The sequence below is a fragment of the Streptomyces sp. NPDC047061 genome (assembly GCF_040643955.1).
Taxonomy (GTDB): Bacteria; Actinomycetota; Actinomycetes; order Streptomycetales; family Streptomycetaceae; genus Streptomyces.
Window position 1 is genome coordinate 114540 of sequence record NZ_JBEYVI010000006.1, and the last position, 15727, is coordinate 130266.

The 15727-nt window shown below is 69.9% G+C and carries 15 protein-coding genes and 1 riboswitch; of the genes, 4 read left to right on the plus strand and 11 right to left on the minus strand.

The window, feature by feature from the left end:
- Window positions 1–27: 27 nt before the first annotated feature.
- The 9 genes from eno to ABZ887_RS12815 all read right to left on the minus strand — a co-directional run bounded on the left by eno (window position 28) and on the right by ABZ887_RS12815 (window position 9152).
- A complete protein-coding gene (gene eno, locus ABZ887_RS12775; protein ID WP_351710944.1) occupies window positions 28–1314 on the minus strand; it encodes a phosphopyruvate hydratase in 1287 nt (428 codons plus the stop codon).
- Window positions 1315–1746: 432 nt separating this feature from the next.
- Entirely contained in the window at window positions 1747–2427 is a 681-nt protein-coding gene (locus tag ABZ887_RS12780; RefSeq protein ID WP_361286999.1) for a transglycosylase family protein, read from the minus strand.
- Between the two features lie 4 nt (window positions 2428–2431).
- Window positions 2432–2606: riboswitch (cyclic di-AMP (ydaO/yuaA leader) on the minus strand.
- Window positions 2607–2815: 209 nt separating this feature from the next.
- Window positions 2816–3799, minus strand: a complete 984-nt coding sequence (locus ABZ887_RS12785; protein ID WP_361287002.1) for a transglycosylase family protein — start codon at window positions 3797–3799, stop codon at window positions 2816–2818.
- Window positions 3800–4009: 210 nt separating this feature from the next.
- Window positions 4010–5266 carry a cytochrome P450 gene (locus tag ABZ887_RS12790; RefSeq protein WP_361287005.1) on the minus strand — a complete coding sequence of 419 codons (1257 nt, stop codon included), beginning with the start codon at window positions 5264–5266 and terminating at the stop codon, window positions 4010–4012.
- Window positions 5263–6198 (minus strand): nucleoside triphosphate pyrophosphohydrolase, encoded by a 936-nt coding sequence (locus tag ABZ887_RS12795; protein ID WP_361287350.1) that lies wholly within the window; start codon window positions 6196–6198, stop codon window positions 5263–5265. The genes ABZ887_RS12790 and ABZ887_RS12795 overlap by 4 nt, the downstream gene beginning before the upstream one ends.
- Window positions 6199–6385: 187 nt before the next feature.
- Entirely contained in the window at window positions 6386–7033 is a 648-nt protein-coding gene (locus ABZ887_RS12800) for a SurA N-terminal domain-containing protein (protein WP_361287008.1), read from the minus strand.
- A 232-nt stretch (window positions 7034–7265) separates the two neighbouring features.
- Window positions 7266–7865, minus strand: coding sequence for a hypothetical protein (locus ABZ887_RS12805; RefSeq protein ID WP_361287011.1), 600 nt, complete (start codon window positions 7863–7865; stop codon window positions 7266–7268).
- Window positions 7866–7959: 94 nt separating this feature from the next.
- The gene (locus ABZ887_RS12810) at window positions 7960–8307 is read right to left on the minus strand and encodes a hypothetical protein (protein ID WP_361287014.1); all 348 of its coding nucleotides are present in this window, start codon (window positions 8305–8307) and stop codon (window positions 7960–7962) included.
- A gap of 17 nt (window positions 8308–8324) precedes the next feature.
- A complete protein-coding gene (locus ABZ887_RS12815) occupies window positions 8325–9152 on the minus strand; it encodes a glycoside hydrolase domain-containing protein (RefSeq protein ID WP_361287017.1) in 828 nt (275 codons plus the stop codon).
- Between the two features lie 411 nt (window positions 9153–9563).
- On the opposite strand from ABZ887_RS12815, the gene ABZ887_RS12820 reads away from it, so the two are divergent.
- Window positions 9564–9932 carry a hypothetical protein gene (locus tag ABZ887_RS12820; RefSeq protein WP_361287020.1) on the plus strand — a complete coding sequence of 123 codons (369 nt, stop codon included), beginning with the start codon at window positions 9564–9566 and terminating at the stop codon, window positions 9930–9932.
- A 6-nt stretch (window positions 9933–9938) separates the two neighbouring features.
- Here ABZ887_RS12820 and ABZ887_RS12825 read toward each other — a convergent pair whose 3' ends face one another.
- Window positions 9939–11711, minus strand: coding sequence for an insulinase family protein (locus tag ABZ887_RS12825; protein WP_361287023.1), 1773 nt, complete (start codon window positions 11709–11711; stop codon window positions 9939–9941).
- 109 nt (window positions 11712–11820) lie between these two features.
- Window positions 11821–12771, minus strand: coding sequence for a hypothetical protein (locus ABZ887_RS12830; RefSeq protein ID WP_361287026.1), 951 nt, complete (start codon window positions 12769–12771; stop codon window positions 11821–11823).
- 212 nt (window positions 12772–12983) lie between these two features.
- Between ABZ887_RS12830 and ABZ887_RS12835 the strand changes: the two genes are divergently transcribed.
- From ABZ887_RS12835 to ABZ887_RS12845, 3 genes are all read left to right on the plus strand, one after another.
- The gene (locus ABZ887_RS12835; RefSeq protein WP_361287029.1) at window positions 12984–13427 is read left to right on the plus strand and encodes a hypothetical protein; all 444 of its coding nucleotides are present in this window, start codon (window positions 12984–12986) and stop codon (window positions 13425–13427) included.
- A 649-nt stretch (window positions 13428–14076) separates the two neighbouring features.
- Window positions 14077–14424 carry a hypothetical protein gene (locus tag ABZ887_RS12840; RefSeq protein WP_361287032.1) on the plus strand — a complete coding sequence of 116 codons (348 nt, stop codon included), beginning with the start codon at window positions 14077–14079 and terminating at the stop codon, window positions 14422–14424.
- A gap of 493 nt (window positions 14425–14917) precedes the next feature.
- Window positions 14918–15673, plus strand: coding sequence for a hypothetical protein (locus tag ABZ887_RS12845; protein ID WP_361287035.1), 756 nt, complete (start codon window positions 14918–14920; stop codon window positions 15671–15673).
- Window positions 15674–15727 lie beyond the last annotated feature (54 nt).

Below are 15727 nucleotides of genomic sequence, written 5' to 3' on the forward strand. Positions count from 1 at the left end.
CTGGCTAAGCCTTACCCTCCAGCGGGCTCAGCCCTTGAAGCGGGGGAAGGCGCTGCGGCCCGCGTACACCGCGGCGTCGTCGAGGATCTCCTCGATGCGCAGCAGCTGGTTGTACTTGGCGACGCGCTCGGAGCGGGCCGGGGCGCCGGTCTTGATCTGGCCGCAGTTGGTGGCGACGGCGAGGTCGGCGATGGTGACGTCCTCGGTCTCGCCGGAGCGGTGCGACATCATGCACTTGAAGCCGTTGCGCTGGGCGAGCTCGACGGCGTCCAGGGTCTCGGTCAGCGAACCGATCTGGTTCACCTTGACCAGCAGGGCGTTGGCGGTGCCCTCCTCGATGCCGCGGGCGAGGCGCTCCGGGTTGGTGACGAACAGGTCGTCGCCGACGATCTGCACCTTGTCGCCGAGCTTGTCGGTGAGGACCTTCCAGCCGGCCCAGTCGTCCTCGAACAGCGGGTCCTCGATGGAGACCAGCGGGTAGGAGGCGACGAGCTCCTCGTAGTACTCGGTCATCTCGGCGGCCGAGCGGGACTTGCCCTCGAACTCGTACTTGCCGTCCTTGTAGAACTCGGACGCGGCGACGTCGAGCGCGAGCGCGATCTGCTCACCGGGGACGTAACCGGCCTGCTTGATCGCCTCCAGGATGAGGTCGAGCGCGGCGCGGTTCGACTCCAGGTTCGGGGCGAAGCCGCCCTCGTCGCCGAGGCCGGTGGCCAGGCCCTTGCCCTTCAGGACCTTCTTGAGGGTGTGGTAGACCTCGGCACCCCAGCGCAGCGCCTCGGAGAAGGACTCCGCGCCGATCGGGGCGATCATGAACTCCTGGATGTCGACGTTGGAGTCCGCGTGCGAGCCGCCGTTGAGGATGTTCATCATCGGGACGGGCAGCAGGTGCGCGTTCGGGCCACCGAGGTAGCGGAACAGCGGGAGGTCGGACGCCTCGGAGGCGGCGTGCGCGACGGCGAGGGAGACACCGAGGATGGCGTTGGCGCCGAGCGAGCCCTTGTTGTCGGTGGCGTCCAGGTCGAACATGGCCTGGTCGATCAGGCGCTGCTCGGTGGCGTCGTAGCCGACCAGCTCCGGGCCGATCTGCTCGATGACGGCGAGGACGGCCTTCTCGACACCCTTGCCCAGGTAGCGGTTGGGGTCGCCGTCACGGAGCTCGATGGCCTCGAAGGCACCGGTGGAGGCGCCGGACGGGACGGCGGCACGACCAGTGCTGCCGTCGTCGAGGCCGACCTCGACCTCGACCGTGGGGTTGCCTCGGGAGTCCAGGATTTCCCGGGCTACGACGACGTCGATGGACGGCACGAGCATCTCCTTCTTGGGATGTGACGCTGGTTGTGCGGGGCGCACGCGGGCCTCGTCGGCCCTTGCTCAGCCTTGCGACTAGAGCCTAACCGTCCCAGGGCCGTCGGCCGGCACGACCGACCGGCCCGTGGACACACAGACGGTACTCATTGTTCACGTGCGGAACAAAGGGGGGCCCGATGAAGAACGGAAGAAGAGCGGGCCAAGAAGGGGGCCGAGAAGGGGGCCGAGAAGCGGGCCGGGAAGGGGACGGCAAAGAGAAACCCCGCCCCGGTGCGTACGGGGGAAAACGCACCGAGGCGGGGGCCCGTGGGGACGGGGGTGGCCCTCACGTGATCCCCACTATGGGGACCACGGCTGTGCGGGCGCTGTGGTTCAGCTGGGTGCCGCTTAATATGTGCGACGACCTCGCACGTGCGGCGACCGCCCCGCGTCCTCCTACTTCAGGTGCAGCTGCTGACCCGGGTAGATGAAGTCGGCGTCGGCGACGATGCCCTTGTTCAGCTTGAACAGCGCCTGCCAGCCGCCCTTGACCTTGTGCTTCTCGGCGATCGAGCTGAGGGTGTCGCCCTTGACGACCTTGTACTCGCCGTTGCCCTTCTTGACCTTCTTGCCCGTCGGGGTGGTGACGGTCCTGGTCGCGGCCGGGCGCTCGGCGGAGCGGGAGGCGGCCTGCGTGTCGGTCGTACGGCTGCTCGTGCTCGTGCTGCTCGACGAGGAGCCGGAGGCGCTGCTGCCGGTGTAGGTGGCGTTGGACAGGCCCGTGCCGCAGACCGGCCAGGCGCCCTTGCCCTGCGCGGCGAGGACCTTCTCGGCGATCGTGATCTGCTGCGCCTTGGTGGCCTGGTTGGCCTGCGCGGCGTACTGCGTGCCGCCGTACGCGGCCCAGGTGGAGGCGGAGAACTGCAGGCCGCCGTAGTAGCCGTTGCCCGTGTTGATGGCCCAGTTGCCGCCGGACTCGCACTGGGCGACGGCGTCCCACTCGGAGGCGGTGGCGGCGGAGGCGCTGCCGGCCGCCATCAGCGGGGCGGCGACGGCGACGCCGGTGACACCGGCGACAGCGATGGCGCGGACGGCCCTGGACGGACGACGGTGCTTGCCCTTGCCGGAAAACAGCATGGATCGATCCCCTCACCGACGCCTGCGAGGTGAGCTGTCGGGTTCGGGCCGGTTGAGTTGCCCGGCCGCACACCCGTGTGTCGGTGCGCGGCTTCACCCCGAGCCGGATCGGCGGTCTCAACCACCCATCACGGCACTTACCTTGGGTCCCCCGCTCCTGCCTACGGCGCATGACGCGTCGACTGTTCCCGGACGGCCGCTGGCAGGACTCGGCGTTGCGACGGCCGGGGCTCGTGGTGACGAGCGGCCTCGACCGTAAACAGGGCATCAGGTGAATTTCAAAGATGATCAGGGCTTCTGAGACTCATCCCACACTTTCACCAAACCGGACATTTGGCTTCGAAATGGGGCGGCTCACAGACCCCAACTCCCGTCGCTTTTCGTCCGTTTAGCTACCGAGTTTCAGGGTCTGACCGGCACTGATGTCGTTCGGGTCGGCACCGATGTCCGCCTTGTTCGCGGCGTAGAGCGCACGCCATCCGCCGTCGAGGTCAAGGGAGTCGGCGATGGAGGCGAGGGTGTCGCCGGCGCGGACGGTGTAGGTGCCGCTGTCACGCACGGCGTGACGACCCGAGGAGGTGGCACTCTGACCGTTTGTCACGCTTTCGTCCGCCGAGCCGCCGCGATGCTTGCCACCACTGCCGACGGCCCCCGTGTCGACCAGGCTCCAAGAGCCTTCAGCCTGCCCCGAATTGTCCGAGTCGTCACTCTCGGGGATGACGGGACTCTCGCTCGCCTTCGAAGTGCCGGAGTCGGAAGATTCCGACTTGTCCGTCTTGGTGGATTTACTGGGGGTGTCCTTCTTGGAGTCACCGCTCGCGCTCGGAGAGGGAGTGGCGGAGTCGCCCCCGGAGTCCGCGGCACCCGAGGAGGAGCCGGAATCGGAGGAGGAGGACGACGACGAATTCGACAGCCCGGAGGACGAGTCCGACGAGTCGGAGGAACCGGACGAATCACCCGAGTCGTCAAGTCCCGTGTCGACGTTCACCGAGGCGTCGTCGGAAGAGAGTCCGGCGATCAGGGCGCAGGTCCGCCAGGGCTTGGTGCCCTGGTCGGCGAGTATCTTCTCGGCGACCGCGATCTGCTGCGAACGGCTCGCCTGGTCGGGCGTACCGGCGTAGTCCAGGCCCCCGTACTCGCTCCAGTCGTCCAGGGAGATCTGGAGGCCGCCGTAGTAGCCGGTGCCGTCGTCGGCGCTCCAGGAGCCGCCGCTCTCGCACTGGGCCACCTGGTCCCAGGTGGAGCCGTCGGCCGCGTTGGCGCTCACCGCGCCGAGGAGCGGGATGGCGATGGCGGAGCCGGTCACGCCGGCCGCGACGAGGAGAGCCGGAGCCTGACGGGGGCGACGGTGACGACCGTTCCCGGAGAGCATGCGGAAACCTTTCGAGCGACAGCGATGACCGGCGCGGCGGGTCCCGCAGGGGCGCCGCACTGATGGGTGAACGTATCGGCAGACGATCACTTGTCACAAGTTAATGCCGCGCAGATCACGTGAAGATCACAGACTTGAACGCTAGTCACCTTTTGCCCGTACGGGCCGGTAGCGGCTTCGGTGAGGACCCGGAGACGGCTCGGCGAGGGCTCATCGGCCGACGGGCGTGAACTCCACGGGCAGCGTGCGCAGTCCGCGCATGATGAGCCCGCCACGCCACCGCAACTCCCCTTCGTCTGCCGCGAGTCGCAGGTCGGGGAGGCGGGTGAGGAGGGTGGCGAGGGCGGTCTGGCCCTCCAGGCGGGCCAGCGGGGCGCCGAGGCAGTAGTGGATGCCGTGGCCGTATCCGAGGTGCTGGTTGTCCCGGCGTGAGAGGTCGAGGGTGTCCGGTCGGGCGAACCGCTCCGGGTCCCGGTCCGCCGCGGCCAGGACGACCAGGACCGGGTCGCCGGGCGCGATGTGCTGCCCGCCGATGTCCACCGGCTCGGTGGCGAACCGCCAGGTGGCCAGCTCCACCGGCCCGTCGTAGCGCAGCAGTTCCTCGACACCGGTCTCCAGCAGCCCGCGCTCACCGGCGGCGAGGGAGTCCTGCAGCCGGGCGCGCTGCTCGGGGTGGGTGAGCAGCGCGTACGTCCCGTTCCCGATCAGGTTGACGGTGGTCTCGAACCCGGCGAACAACAGGATGAACGCCATGGCCGCGGCCTCGTTCTCGGTGAGGTGCTCACCGTGGTCCGAGGCCCGGATGAGCCCGGAGATGAGGTCCTCACCTGGGGCCGGCTCGGCGGGCAGCTCCTGCCTCTTCCGGTGGATCAGCTCGGCCAGGTACCCCCGCATCTTCTTCACCGACCGCGCGACCCCGCCCCGCGGCCCTCCCCCGTGTCGGATCATCATCCCCGCCCAGTCCCGGAAGTCGTCCTGGTCCTCGCGCGGGACGCCGAGCAGGTCGCAGATGGCGTAGATGGGGAGCGGGAAGGCGAACTCGTGGATGAGGTCGGCGGACCCGGACGCCGCGAACCCGTCGATGAGCCGGTCGGTGAGCTCCTGCACCCGCGGCGCGAACTCGGCCACCCGGCGCGGTGTGAACGCCTTGCTCACCAGCCGCCGCAGCCGGGTGTGGTCGGGCGGATCGATGTTCAGCAGGTGCGTCATCAACTCGGCCTTGCGCTCCCCGGGAATGCCGGTCTTCCCCTTGGCGTGCGCGGGCTCGTCGTGATGCGCAGGGTTCTTGGAGAGCCTCGGGTCGGCCAGCGCCTGCTTGGCGTCCCCGTACCGCGTGACCAGCCAGGCCTCCACCCCACTGGGCAGCCTGGTCCGCCGCACGGGTTCGTGCTCCCGCAGCCAGGCGTAGGCGGGGTAGGGGTCGGCGGCGAACTCCCAGGTGAACAGGTCGGGCGCGGGCGCGGTCACTTCTCCACTCCCTCCGTCACCCGCACCGCGTCCCGGTAGGCCCGGGCCGCTGCCCGCAGGGCCGCCTCGGGGTCGACGCCCTCCGCCTCCGCGCGGGCCGCCAGCGCGAGCAGCTCGTACCCGATGCCCTGCTCCTGCGGGAGCGGCACCTCCAGTCCCGCCGTCCGCACCCGCGAGGCCAGCTTCGCCGCCAGCGCGAGACCCGGCTGCGCGAGCGGTATCCCGTCCGTCACCGACTCGCGCCGCTTCTCTATGGCCTTCGTGCGCAGCCAGTGCTCCTTGACCTCCTCCGGCGTCGCCGCGGTCTCGTCGCCGAAGACGTGCGGGTGGCGGTGGATGAGCTTGGCGACGATGCCGCCCGCCACGTCGTCGATCGAGAAGGGGGCGTCCGGGTCCTCCTCCGCGATCCGCGCGTGGAAGACGACCTGGAGGAGCACGTCGCCCAGTTCCTCCCGGAGTTCGTCGCGGTCGCCCTCCTCGATCGCCTCGACGAGTTCGTACGCCTCCTCGATGCCGTACTTCGCGAGGCCCTTGTGGGTCTGCCGGGACGACCAGGGGCACTCCTCGCGGATCCGGTCCATGACCTGGACGAGGTCGAGGAGGCGGGCGCCGGGCAGGTCGTAGGAGGCGGGGAGCAGTTCCAGCTCGGGCATCCGGACGCGGCCGGAGCCGGCCAGGCGGGCCAGGCCGTCCGTGAGGGCGGGCTCGCCCTCGCCCGCGGCCACGACCACCACCGTCCGGCCGCCGGCGCAGGCGTCGACCAGCTCCTGGGCGGTGGGGGCGGCCTCGTCCACGGCCGTCCCGGCCTCCCGCAGGTACGGCAGCTGCGGATGCGCGCCGTCCGCGCACAGCACCCGGTCCGCCGCGTGCAGCGCCTGCCAGGCGGGCCAGGACAGCAGGCCGGGGGCGACCCGGTGGCTGGTGGTCAGCAGGACGACGCGGCCGGCGTCGGCAGCCGCGGGCGTAGGAGAGGGGTCCGGGGTGGTGGGTTCGGGCCTTGTGGTGTTCACGCTCCGAACGTAACGCACCGCCGCCGCCGACCTCGCGGTTTGTCCACAGGGCGGGGGCGATCAAGTGATCGTATGACCGGCATCAAGGTGACTACCCCCGTGACCTCCCCTACGCCGACACCTGCGTCCCCGCCGACGTGACCTCCCGTACCCACGGCGTCTTGGCGTCCACCCGGCTGCTCTTCTGGACGTCCCAGGCGCCGTAGCGCGGGTTGAGGTCCACGTGGAGCTCCTTGGAGGCACTCGCCAGGGCCTTCCAGAAGGCAGGCTGCGAGGTGTCGGTGCCGAGCACCTGGGCGAGCTTCTTGGCCTCCACCTGGAAGCGGAGGTTGTCGTCCAGGCGCTCGGGGGCGATGCCGTACTTCTGCAGCCAGGCGGTCTGCAGCGCCGCGGAGCCGCCGGCCTGCTGTTCGAGGCCGGAGCGCATCTGCTCGACCTCCGCACGGGTGACGGTGACGCCCGCGGTCTGGGCGGCCTGGTGCAGCACCCGGTCGAGGACCATGTTGTAGAGGGTGTCCCGGGTGAGGCTGCTGGTGGCGGACAGCACCTGCTGGTACTGCGTCTCGTCCGGGACCGCGGCACGCTGGGCCTGGCGCACCTCGTTCACACGGGTCTCCAGCTGCGAGACGGTGATCCGCTGGCCGCCCACGACGGCCGCGGCGCCCGGGTGCGCGTCGCTTCCGCAGGCGGTGAGGAAGGGGGCCGCGGCGGCGATCGCGGCGGCGAGGACGAGCGCGGTGCGACGGCGGCGGTGCAAGGGTGCCTCCCGAGGAGATTGTGCGACGGTGCACAAAGTCTTGCGGTGATCGATGGTAGGCAGTGGGCAAGCTCTGGCCAACCCATTCGACCAACGATTCACAGCCGTATCCGGCACCGCCGCGCCACCCCCCGGAAGGGTTTGCGGGTAGCCGCGCACTCGCCACGTGCCCGCCACCTGCCCACCGCGTACCCGCCACCTGCCCACCACGCGCCCCGAGGCGGAACGGCGCTCAGCCCTGTCCGGCCACCGCCCGCTCGACGGCGCCGGCCACGTCGGCCCGCACTCCGTCGCCGGCGGAGACGTCGGCCACGTTGGAAGCGGCCGTTCCACCGCCGCCCACCAGCACGAAGCACACGCTCTTGTGCGTGGGCGCGGTCTGTGCCGCGGCCGTGACCTCGGGCCGCCCCACCGCGAGGACGACGTCGCAGGAGCGCTGGAGCAGGCTGTTGAGGAAGGGGCGTGCGTTGCCGGTGCTCTGCTCGCCGAGCACCTGCGCGTAGCTCACGCGCGCGTGGGTCTTCAGCGAGGCGTCCTGCATGCCCTGCCAGACGGCCGCGGCGGTCCCGCCGCTGATGCCCTTCTCACCGGTGAGCAGACAGGCGTCGACGTCGGTGTAGTGGCGGGCCCGGGTGTCGGGGATCGGGGGCCGGCCGTCGTCCCCGGAGGAGACGAGTACGACGGTGACGACCACGGCGGCCACGACGGCGACCCCGCCCGCCGCCAGTGCGATGGTGCGCCCGCGGAGGGAGCGCAGCCATGTGACGGCGGCGCCCCCCACGACGGCGAACCGCCCGGACCGCTCCGGCCGGTTGGTGCGCGCCTGCGACACCTGTCTCACCCGTTTGGCCACTTGCCTGCCTGCTTTCGAGCTCTGCGCCTTGCCCTGTTGCCCTGTGTCCGCCCGCGCGCCGTCCGCAGCGCGGTCAGCGCCGTCCGGCCGCCAGCCGGGGCCACATCGTCCAGGCGTGCAGCGAGGCACCTGCCATGGACAGCAGGATCAGCAGCAGGTCGGACGTGAACAGCAGGCCGTGGGTGTCGTCCGGGGTCAGCCCGAGATCGGTGATCCAGGCCACCAGGACCGCGCTGAACCCGGCGAAGGCCCACCAGTCGGCGCGGGTGCGCCGGCGCAGGGCGAGGATCAGGGACGGTACGTTGCACAGCAGTCCCAGGGTGAGCACGGGCAGCGCGGCGAACCCCACGCGCACCGCGCCCCTTTGGACCGCCGCCGGTATGGCGACCACCTTCATCTCCCGCCCCTTCTCCGTCGTCACACGGGTCTCACACGGGTTCAGCCGACGATCGCGACCGGTGCGTCCCACGCGTCGCGGTCCACGGTGATCGTGTACCCGTTCCGCGTCTCCTTGCTGTTGACGATGTACTGGTGCGCGCGGCTGTGGCCGGTGTACTGGGTGGAGCCCCACGGCCAGTCCGTCGTGGTCGTGTACTTCTTGTCCCAGAGCGCGTACCAGAGGTTGCCCGGCAGGTCCGTCTTGTCGGTCGCGGTGGCGATGGCTTTGGCGCTGGAGCTGGTGAAGCCGTAGTAGCCGCTGCGGTAGACCTTGGCGCGCAGCGTCTTGGAGAAGGAACGCACGTACGTCAGCACGGCGTTGTTGCAGGCCGTGTCCGTGGTGTCGTACGACTCCATGTCGAGGTAGATCGGGCTGCCGGCCTTCATGCCGAGCGCCGACGCCTTGGCCGCCGCGTCGGTGGCGTCGCTCACGCCGAGGGAGGCGGCGGTGGAGGCGGTGAGCTTCTCGGGGTTGGAGCCGCTCTGGCAGGGCGGCTGGGCGCCGACGTAGAGCGGGATGAGCTTCCAGCCGAGGGAGTTGACCGACTTGACCCAGGAGGCGGTGAGGTTGGGCTGGCTGCAGCCGCGGTTCTTGCCGCCTACGTAGACGGCGGCGGCGCCGTAGAGGCCGCCCTTCCAGGCCGTCATGGCGTTCAGCGAGGGCGCGGCGCAGGTGTCGAAGGCGTGGCCCGTGAACGTCTTCTGGGCCGGCCAGGTGGTGGCCGCCATCGAAGCCTGCGCCGCGATGCCGCCCCCCGCGACGACGGCGGCACCGGCCACCGCCCACGCGATGTACCTGAGCTTCCTGGACTGCCGGTGCTCGGCCATCCCCCACCCCTCCATGCGTACGTCTCCCGTACGCGTCTGAGCGGCGTACCGCGGCGTCTGGCGACGGCGTACGCCCGCTGAAAACCTCTGAACCCCCGGAACGGCGCGCCTGATTGACGATGACACGTCACGCGACGCCGTAGGAGCATCGCACGATAGCCGATACCACCACCAAGATCGGGAAACCCCGTCCCCAAGGCGCCACAAGATTCCCTCAAGACACAGCAAACTCCCAGGTGGTGCCCGAACCCCCGACGGATCGGCGACCGCCGGCCGCCACCCCCGCACCGCCCCGGCACCGCCCCAGCACCGCCCCGGCGCACGACACCGTCTGACAGCGCCGGGCCGTTGCTCTAACCTTTCGCCGAACCCTCCGCTTCCTCCGCTGCGGGGGCCTGCGTGGGGGTCGGGTTGGAAAAGCGTCTCGAGGCCGGTTGGTTCCAGCGAATAGCCTGGTCGGTCCTGGTATGGGGAACCTTGGGCCTGCTGGCCTGGGTGCCGTTCCTGTACGTGGCGATCCGCCGCGGCCGGGGCTCGGACTGGGGCGCCTTCGCCTCGTTCGCGCTCTACGAGACGGTGACGCTGAGCTGGGAGTCCCTCGTCCCCGGCAAGGACGGCGATCCGGTGCTGGGCGTGGTGGTCGTCCTGTGTCTGCTGATGGCGACGGGTCTGCTCCTGTTCGCCCTGTTCGACAAGCGGACCCCGAGGCCGCAGGGGCCGGGGCAGGGGTACGGCGTGATGGCACCGCCGCCGGTGGCGGGGAACCCGTACCTGCGCTAGCGCTTCTCACACCCGTCGGGTGCGCCGCAGGATCCGTACGGCGGGCCACGCGAGCAGCGCGGTGACGCCCCACAGGAAGCCCGCGAGGGCGATCCACTCCCCCGTACTGGTCTCGGGATCGCTGCCGCCGAAGACGGTGACGGCGAGGGCCAGGAAGGCGAACAGACCGCCGAACAGGCCGAGGACGACCACGGCAGCCGTCTGCCCGCCGGTGCGCCGGACGGGGGCGGGCCGGTCCGGCGTCTGCGTCTGTCCCTGTGTCCGCTCGGGCGGCGCCGACCGGTGTGCCGTGGGATCAGGCGGCTGCTGGCGGGGCGGCAGCCGGACCACCGCAGCCGGCGGTACGGCGGCGTCGACGGCCGCCATCGTGTGCGCGTCGACCCCGTACAGAGCGGGCTCCACCTCGACGGCGATGCCGTCGGTGCCGATGAGCCGGCGGCCGCCGTCGGGCCAGTTCAGTACGGCGGCGCAGGCACGGTAGAGCACGGTCGCCGCCTCCTGCGTCCCGTCCTTCCTCTCCGCCGTCAGGCTGACGCCCTCGTCCCCGACCACCAGCGCCGGGCCGTCACCGCCCACCGTCGCGAACCGCCGCCCGGTGACCGCGTACCGCGAGTTCGTCGGGGCCGCCGTGTAACCGGCCCAGTCCGCGGTGTGGCCTGCGGGCACCTGCATCAGCGCCGTCGCGGCGGATTCCGCGGCCACCGCGTGCAGATGACCGGTCGTCACCGCCCACAGCTCGGACCGCACGTCGTCGAGGGTGCGGGGCGGCCGCCCGGCGAGCAGGTCCTCCGCCGCCCCGGGCAGCCGCCGTGCGGCCACGTCGGGCCCGGTCAGGGTCCCGTCGAGGCGCGTGCGCACCGCGTCCAGATCGGTCTGCGCGATCCGGCCCGCCTGGAGCCCGGCGAGGACGTCGACGAACCCGCCGAGCACCGCGTCCTGCTTGGCGGGCAGGGCGTCCGCGAAGGCGGTCACGAGCGCGAACCCGTCACGGCGGGAGGTGTAGTCGGTGGCCGCGGTGTACGAGTAGCCGCCCTCCTGCCGCAGGGCGCGGGAGAGTTCGCGTTCCAGGACACCTGCGTACAGGCGGGCGGCGCCGGTGTCGGTGACGACGGAGCCCAGCAGGACCCCGCCCCGGCCGTCGGAGAAGTAGGCCGGGGTCGTCGGGAGCGCGGAGGTGACGGCGGGCATCGGGCGGCGCTCACCGGCGGGCAATTTGAGCGACAGTCCGGCAGGGAGCCGTTCGCCGGCGATCCACAGCACGGCGTTGCCCTGGGTGAAGCAGGCGTGCGCCCAGTGCCGTACGTCGTCCGGGCGCAGGTCGCGTACGCCCCACTCCGGGTAGCTGACCAGGCCGTGCCCCTGGGCCCCGTAGCGCCACAGCGGGAGCTGGGGGTTCTCGCGCCGGGACTCCTCCGTGCGCAGGATCTCCTTCTCGGTCTCCAGGCGGTCCATGGGCAGGTCGGCGAGGGAGGCGCAGACGCCCTGGAGGTAGGCGGCGACCTCGTGCTCGGCGCCCTCCACGTGGAAGTGGGTGAAGGCGGCCTTGGTCGCGCCGTTGAAGTGGTAGTCAGCCAGGCCCTGGCGGTGCAGGGCCAGGTGCTCGACGAGGTGCGTGACGCCGGCGCGGGCGAGTGTCTCGTCGGCGACGCCGACACGGAAGACGAGACCCGCGCGCACCGGCCCGGAGGCGTACGCGAAGAGGGTGGGTATGCCGTCGACCTCGGTGAGGTGGACGGCGGACGCGTGCGCGGCGGCGGCCTGATGGGCCTGAGGGTTCATCTTCGGCCTCTGTTCGGACTCTGCATCGCGGTGGTCACCTCGGGCGAGGGATCGGGTGGTTGCCCTTGGGCGAGGGATCGGTGGTCGTCCTCGGGCAAGGGATCGGTGGTCATCCTCGGGCGAGGGCGGTGTCCCGGTGGCGGGTGTAGGTCGCGGCGGCGTCCTTGCCCAGATTTCTCCAGGGGTAGCCGGATGCGAGGTTGCCGAGGGCGCGGAAGCAGGCGGCGGCCCGTGCCGTGTCCTCCATGAGGGAGAAGACCGCGGCGAAACAGCCCTGGGCGGTGACCCAGCCGTAGCCGCGGTGGAAGTACGGGTGGAGGGCGGACCGTTCGGCGGCCTCGACGAGTTCGGCGCGCACGTGGTCCTGGCGCAGGTACTGCTCGCGTTCCGGCCCGCGCAGGGCGAGCCAGTGTTCCATGTGCACCTCGGCCACCAGTCCGCCGTTCATGGCCCCCTCGGGCGCGGCCAGCAGGCACTCCCGGGCGAAGCCGTGGGCCGCCTCCCAGCTCCCGCTCCACTTGGGGCACAACTGCTGCAGCAGCCGCCCCTGCGCGCTGAAGTGGTGCGGGTGGTGCCTGGCCAGCCGGTCGTAACGGCGCCGCGCCTCGTTCTGCCCGAGCTGCAGCCCCTTGGCAGTGGTGATCCGCTCGGCCCAGGCCGCGTCGTACGACGGGTCGAGCGCGGTGGCCCGGATCAGCAGTTGCTCGGCCTGGCGCAGGTGCGTGTGCAGTGCCGCGAACTGCTCACGGCTGACGTCCTTGGCGCGCGCCGTGGTCCGGATCTTCCACCCGATGTCCACCTCGCGGGCGCCGAGCACCGTGAGGGCGAGCACGTCGTCGGGAGCGGCGGCGACGAGCGGGCGCAGCCACTGCTCGACCCCGTCCACCTCGGAGAGCACGCCCACGGCGAAGCTACGGTCCGTCCCGTACGGCAGCCCGTCGACGTACTGCCGGATCGACGCCCAGTCGGACACGGCGGCCGCCTGCCGCAGCCAGGCGGCCTCGGGGAAGGCGGAGGCGAGCTCGAAGTCGGGAGGCGGCAGGGATGACGGGTGCGACATGCGGCGGATCCTAGGCGAAGGCTGTGACAGTGGGCCCACCAGGCATTACGCGGCTCCGGCCCGGTCAAAACAGGGATCCGACTTGACCGTTGCCGCACTGCCCGGCCAACTCCCGTTCACCTGACATCCCTACATTGCGCAGCTTCTGCCCGCCTGCGACCGCGAGCAGTTCCCTTCCTTTCCTTCCCCCTTCGTCACCCCTTGGAGCCCACATGGCCCTCAACAGCCGCCGAACCCGCCAACTGCTGGACGCCGCAGCCCCCTTGCTGCTCCAGGGCGAACAGGTGGAGTTCACCTCCCTGGCCGGCGTCGGCTCGGTCTCCGTACGCAAGCAGGCACTCACCGCGGCCGTGGTGGGCGTCCTCAGCGCGGGCACGGTCATGGCCACGGTCACGCCCCGCCCGCTGTACATGGTGATGACCGACCAGCGCCTGCTCTTCTTCGACGGCAACCGGGGCGGCAGACCGGGCAAGCTGCTGCTGAACCTGCCCCGGCCGTACGTCTCCGCGGGCGGCTCCAAGAAGGCGTTCCTGGGGCTGCAGTACGTCACCCACCTGTCGGTGGCGGGCCAGGAGCAGGGCCTCAAGGTGACGTTCCCGGTGCAGCACCGGGGGGACGGGCCGCGGTTCACGGCGGGACTGCCGGCGACGCGCTGACGCCGGGCCACTGGCTTCAGCCGACCTCGGGCCGCATGTACATCGCCCCCGACCGTAGATTCAGGCTGCCCTCCAGTGCCCGCTCGGCAGCCTTCCGCCCCACTCTGAAGCGCCGTTCTGGAACGACTGGGGGAGCGTCCACTCCAGCCCCTCTCGTGCACACCATCCGGTGGGTCGTGAAGCGGTTCAATATCCTCCAAAGAGACCCGACGAAGGAGGCCGTTTCCGGATCCCTCTCCTTGTCGAACCCCGCAGCCCAACGCCCGGATTCCAGAGTCCCAGGTACCTTTTCCAAACTCCGCACCCATTGGACGACAGGCCCGACTGCAGGTCCGGTGACTGCACCATTCGAACCGACATACACAGGCAATTTGTGGTGGATGCCGGGGTTCCAGATGGTTGCGATGGTTCCGCAGTCGGCCGCCGACTCGCGCACCGGCGGGGTTTCCTCATCCGCCCACGGTACGCAGTCGATGAGGTTCACCTCCGGATACCTGCCCCGAATCACTTGCAGTATCCGATCTTCATCTTCGGGCAGCAGGAGCAGTTGGATCTGCCGTCCAACAGGAGACATGTTCTCCTCTTCGAGGTATGGGCCGATACGCCGGCTGGAGACACCTTCTGCTTACTCGAGACTGGAAGACGACGAATGACGGACACCGACGAGTGGTCCTTCACGATGGACGAGGATGGCATGATCTTGGTCGTCGCACCCGCCGGTGTGCCGGACAACGTGCGGCTCGCCGTCGAGACCGCGCTGATTCCCTTCGGCGAATCGCCCGACTCCGTGGAGAGCTATCTGCGCGAGTGGCAGAGGATGGCGGAGGAGTTCGGCGACGACTACACCCTGGCAACCACGAGCGCACAGGTCAGTCGCGTGGGGCCGGGCGAGATCGAACTCGGCGACATGTACGGGCAGTTCGAGGACTGTCGGATGAGTGCCCATGAGTTCGAGAGGATGCTCGGGCAGCTGATCGACTTCCTGAAGTCGCTCTAGCCCCGATGTCACTTGGCGTGAGCCCATACCTGTCATCGCGAGCCAGGTCACGCGTTCGTCGTACCCCGGTACTGAGTCCACCCGGGTGAGGCCTGGGTTGCCCATATGGTGGACGCCTGACGCTCGCATCGCGTCTCATCCGTGGCTGGAGGATTCTGTGACTGTCGCTGCTCGTCTCGTCACCACTGTGGCTGCTCCGCTGGACCCGACATCAGCGGAGGCTCCACAGGTGCTGCACTGGTCCGGCCGCCGGCTGCTCATTCAGCGGGGTGACACTGAATTGTTGGCCGTCGACCTGGACATCCCCAGCACCGATCTAGCGCACGAGGTCCGCTTCCCGGCTCCTTGGCCGCGTCGCTTCGGGTCAGTGACAGTGTCACCACAACGAGACGTGGCACTGTTCGCCGGCCTGCACGCCGTGCGATCGGTCGAGCCGACTGGTGCGACGCGGTGGGAGGTGCAGCACAGTTGTTGGAATGGCAGTTGCTCCCTGATGCATCATTCGTTCGACGAATACGCCCATGACGAGGACCACTTCTACTCCGACAGTGGCTCTGTCGCCCTCCCGTCAGACGGCAGGCTTGTCTGGGCGCACCTCATCGGCCCCTTGGGCGCCGATGAGGTTACGGAAGACAAAGAGGAACTGTGGGTGGTCCTGGACACTGTGACCGGAGAGGTCCTAGGACGTGTCAACACCAAGACTGTGGCCTCGAATTCCGAGCACACGACACATCCGGACCCTACGCAGATGGGCTTGAGTATCGGCGAGGGCGAGGAGGGGTCGCCCGTTTTGTGGGGACGCTGGGATGGGCAGCAGCTTATTGCCGAACAGATCGGCATCGAGCGGGTTCTCCTCGATGTGAGTCCCGGTGGCCAACACCTCCTCACTGTGCCTGTTGGGCAATGGTCCCTCTCCCTCCACCAGGTGGAGGACGGTTCTCTCCTGCGGGAATTGAGCGCCCAAGACAACCTGCCGACGCACCCGCAGAGCACAGGTGGAGACAGGGTGTACTGGGACTATGGAGCCGCCTTTGTGAATGAAGACCTCATTGTTGCCGGAACCTCTGAATGCGACGTCCGGTACGGCACGGTCCGCCACTGGCTGGTAGACGTGCCAGGAATGAGCCTGCAGGACGAGATTTCTTACCCCTTCCCTGTCTGGGGGCCTGCCCACTCAGCAGGGGGCGGCGCTTGGTACACAGTCTCCAAGGACCGAACGTCCGTGAATCTGTGGCAGCTGGCCGACTAAGACTGCCCCCATAATCGAGCGTGGCCCACCAGTGGAAGACTGGTGGGCCACGAA